The sequence below is a fragment of the Frankia sp. AgKG'84/4 genome (assembly GCF_023242965.2).
GTDB lineage: Bacteria > Actinomycetota > Actinomycetes > Frankiales > Frankiaceae > Frankia.
This window is the reverse complement of sequence record NZ_JALKFU020000454.1, coordinates 1-4,375: the sequence shown is the minus strand read 5'-3', so window position 1 is coordinate 4,375 and position 4,375 is coordinate 1. Positions and strand designations below refer to the sequence as shown.

The 4,375-nt window shown below is 74.3% G+C and carries 2 protein-coding genes; both read left to right on the top strand.

Features of this window, described 5'->3' with window-relative positions:
* Nucleotides 1-3,533 (top strand): WD40 repeat domain-containing protein (locus MXD58_RS30415; protein ID WP_284678662.1); only part of this gene is annotated, 3,533 nt, incomplete at its 5' end.
* 41 nt (nt 3,534-3,574) lie between these two features.
* Nucleotides 3,575-4,375 (top strand): serine/threonine-protein kinase (locus tag MXD58_RS21090; RefSeq protein ID WP_250609785.1); only part of this gene is annotated, 801 nt, incomplete at its 3' end.

The following is a 4,375-nucleotide window of genomic DNA, read 5'->3' as shown; positions in this document are numbered from 1 at the left end:
CCGGGGTGCTGCCGGCGCTGACCCGCGGGGCGGTGGCCGGCGCCCGGGGCTGGCCGCAGGTCCTGATGACGCCGACCGAGCATCCGGCGCGGGAACTCGCCGGCCAGCTCGCCGGGGCGGCCGGACTGTCCGTGCTCGCCGCGGCCCGCCTCGACGTCGTCGCCGACCCGGCGAGCTTCGTCGGTGCCCTTACGGACCTGCTCGCGCTGCGACCCGCCGGCGCCGGTGGGGCCGCCCGGCGGGTCGTGATCGTCGTCGACCAGTTCGAGGAGACGTTCACACTCTGCGCCGACGAGCGGGAACGCACCGCGTTCATCCGCGCGCTCGTCGCCGCTTCCCGGGGCGACGGCGACACCGGCGCGCCGGCGATCGTCGTCCTCGGCGTGCGCGCCGACTTCTACGGCTGGTGCGCCGCCCACCCGGAGCTCGTCGACTGCCTGCAGACCGGGCAGGTCGTCGTCGGCCCGATGACCGCCGCCGAGGTCCGCGACGCCATCGTGCGACCCGCCGAGGCGGTGGGGCTCATCGTCGAACCGGGCCTGGTCGACCTGCTGCTACACGACCTCGGCGCCGACGAGGACGGCGTCGTCACCGACCCCGGCTCCCTACCGCTGCTCGCGCACGCGCTGCGGGCCACCTGGGCGGAACGCGACAACGGCGTGCTCACCGTCGCCGGCTACCTGCGGGTCGGCGGGCTGCGCGGGGCGATCGCCCGCACCGCCGAGGAGACCTTCGGCGCCCTCGACGCCGCCGGGCAGGACACCGCCTGGCAGATCATGCTGCGCCTCGTCCGCTTCGGCGACGGCACGGACGACACCCGCCGCCGCGTCGGGCGTGCCGAACTGCTGTCGCTGCCGGGCCAGAGCGTCCCCGCGGTGCTCGGCGCCCTCGTCGCCGCGCGCCTGGTCACCGCCGACGCCGACACCGTGGAGATCTCCCACGAGGCGCTGCTGCGTAGCTGGCCGCGGCTGCGGGAGTGGATCGAGGTCGACCGGGCCGCCGCCGTCACCCGCCAGCGGCTCACCGACGCCGCCACGACCTGGGACACCGGCGGGCGCGACCCGTCCTACCTGTTCACCGGCAGCCGGCTCGCCGCCGTGCGGGAATGGGCCGACGACGAGCCGGCCCGCGTCGGCCTCGACGGGCCCGCCCGCGACTTCCTCGCCGCCTCCGTCGTTGCCGAACAGGACGCGCACCGCGTCGAGGCGACCCGCACCAGACGGCTGCGCCAGCTCGTCGCCGCGCTGAGCGCGCTGGTCGTCGTCGCCTGCGGGGCGATGGCGTTCGCCTTCTGGGCGCGCGCCGACGTCGCCGCCCAGCGCGATGACGCCCGATCCGTCGCGATCGGCCGGCAGGCCGCGCAGCTGCGCGCCGCCGACCCGCTGGCCGCCGCCCAGCTCTCCGCCGTCGCCTACCGGCTCGCGCACAGCGCGCAGGCCCGCAGCGCGGTGCTGGCCACGTTCGCCAGCGGCTACGGCTTCGCCACCCGCCACCTCGGCAGCCAGAACCGCCCGATCGGCGCCGTCGCCTACAGCCGGGACGGCCGCCTCGTCGCCGCGGCCAGCGACGACTGGAGCGTCGCCCTGTGGGACGCCACGAACCCGTCCCGCGACACCCCGCTGAGCATGATCCGCGGCCACACCCTCGCGGTGAAGTCCGTCGCGTTCAGCCCCGACGGCCAGTACCTGGCCACCGGCAGCGACGACCACACCGTGCGGCTGTGGACCCTCACCGACCCGGCCCACCCGCGCCCCGCGGCGACGATCAGCGGCGCCACCGCATCGGTGTTCGCCCTGGCGTTCAGCCCCGACAGCCGGACGCTGGCCACCGGCGGCTGGGGCAACGACGCGCGGCTGTGGGACGTCTCCGACGTCAGCGCGATCCACCCCGCCGGCACCGTCACCGGCCACACCGTCACCGGCCACACCGTCACCGGCCACACCGTCACCGGCCACACCGTCACCGGCCACACCGCCACCGTCGAGACCATCGCCTACAGCGCCGACGGCGCGACCCTGCTCACCGGCGGCGACGACGGCCAGGCGCTGCTGTGGGACGTGCGCGACCCCGCCGCCCCGGTCCGGCTCGGCGCGCTCGCTGGCGAGGTCGGGCCGAACGTCGTGCTCGACTCGGCGACGAACATCCGCTCGGTCGCCCTCAGCCCGGACGGCCGGCTGGCGGTGACCGGCAGCGACGACACCACCACGCGGGTCTACGACATCACCGACCCGCGCCAGCCCCGGCAGATCCAGGTCTACGACGACGTCCGCTCACCGGTCTCGGTCGCGATCAGCCGGGCGAATCTGGTGGCGATCGCCGTCAGCAACACCGTGAAGATCTACGATCCGACCCGCCACGGCGATGCCGTCGCCGTCTACCCGCACGCGTCCAAACCGTGGTCGGTGGCGTTCAGCCCGGACGGACGCACCCTCGCCTCCGGTGCCGACGACCGCACCCTGCGCCTGTGGGACACCCCGGGCGCGACCCTCGTCGGCACCGAGAAGTTCATCTGGTCGACCGCGGTCTCCCCGGACGGCCGCGCCGTTGCCACCGGTGACTACGGCCAGGCCGTGCACCTGTGGGACATGACCGACCCCGGCCATCCGGTGCACACCGCCGCGCTGGGCGGCTTCGACGCGGCGATCGACAGCATCCGCTTCACCCCGAACGGCCGGGTGCTCATCGCCGCCAGCGTCGGCGCCACCGCCGCCTCGCCCGCGGCGCTTACCCTCTACGACGTCGCCGACCTGCGCCATCCACGCCCGTTGACCACGGTCCGCGTCGGCACGGTCGGGGTCAACGATCTCGAGGTCAGCCCGGACGGACGCACCCTGGCGCTGGCGCTGGGCGACGCCTCGGTCGTGCTGCTCGACATCTCGACGCCCGCCAGCCCGGTGCGGCTCGCGACCCTCACCGGCCACCGCTACAACGCCGCCACCGTCGCGTTCAGCCCCGACGGGCGCACCCTGGCCTCGGGCAGCAGCGACCGCACCATCCGACTCTGGGACATCACGAACCGGGGCCGGCCGACGGCGATCAGCACGATCAGCGGCTTCCGCAGCGCCCTGATCAACATCGCTTTCGCCCGCGACAACAAGACCCTTGCCGTGGCCAGCTTCGACACCCAGATCGCCCTGTGGAACGTGGCGGACCGCCGTCACCCGCGTGAGCTCGCGCCGATCACCGGCCTCGGCGCCGGCGTCAACGCCATCGAGTTCAGCGCCGACGGCAAGCTCATGGCGGCAGCCGTCGGCGGCTCGGACGGCGTCGTGCGCCTGTGGGACGTGTCGAAACCGTCGAACCCAAGGCCGTACGCGACGTTCGCCGGCCGCTACAACGGATTCGCCGCCGTCGACTTCGCCCGCCAGGGCAACTACCTGGTCGGCACGCCCTTCCAGGTGGTCGGCTTTGTCTGGAGTCTCGACCCGACCGACGTCATCAAGCAGATGTGCGCCCGTGCCGGCGACGGGCTCACCAGGGCCGAATGGAAGCAGTACCTTCCCGACCTGCACTACGACCCGCCCTGCACATAATCGGGCCATGCGATCCAGACCATCATGGCTGTGAGACCGTCGTGCGTCTGAGCGGCCCGGAACCGGAACGGTTCGTCACCGACCGGGTCGCCGACGCGCTGCCCGGCTACGACGTGAGCACGGTGCTCGGCCACGGCGGGCACGCCGTCGTCCTCGGCGGCCGGCACCGCCAGCTAGGCCGCGACGTCGCGATCAAGGTGCTCTCGACCAGCGGCGCCGACGGCGGTGCCCACGGCCGCTTCCTCACCGAGGCCCGGATGCTCGCCGCCCTCGACCATCCCCACATCGTCGGCATCTACGACTACGTCGAAGCCGGCGACCTGTGCCTGCTCGTGATGGAACGCCTCGCCGGCGGCAGCGTCCGCGGACTCGCCGCGCGCGGCCTGACCGTCGACGTCGTCACCGCCGTCGGCCTGGCCACCTGCGCCGCGCTGGCGGGCGCCCACGCCGGCGGCGTCCTGCACCGCGACATCAAACCGGACAACATCCTGTTCACCGCCGACGCCCTGCTGAAAGTCACCGACTTCGGCATCGCGAAACTCGTCGGCGCGGCCGGCGCCGCGCCCAGCACGTTCGTCGGCACCCCCGTCTACATGGCCCCCGAACAGTTCGACGGCCGCACCCTCGGCCCCGCCTGCGACCTCTACGCGCTCGGCATCGTGCTCTACGAGCTGCTCAGCGGCCGCCCGCCGTTCCCCCGCGCCCTGTCGATGACCGACCTGATGAGCCACCACCAGCACATCGCGCCGCTACCGCTGGCAGGCGCACCGCCGGCCATCGCAGCCGTCGTCACCCGCGCGCTGGCGAAGCTCCCCGCCGCCCGCCCGCCGTCGGCCCGCGCC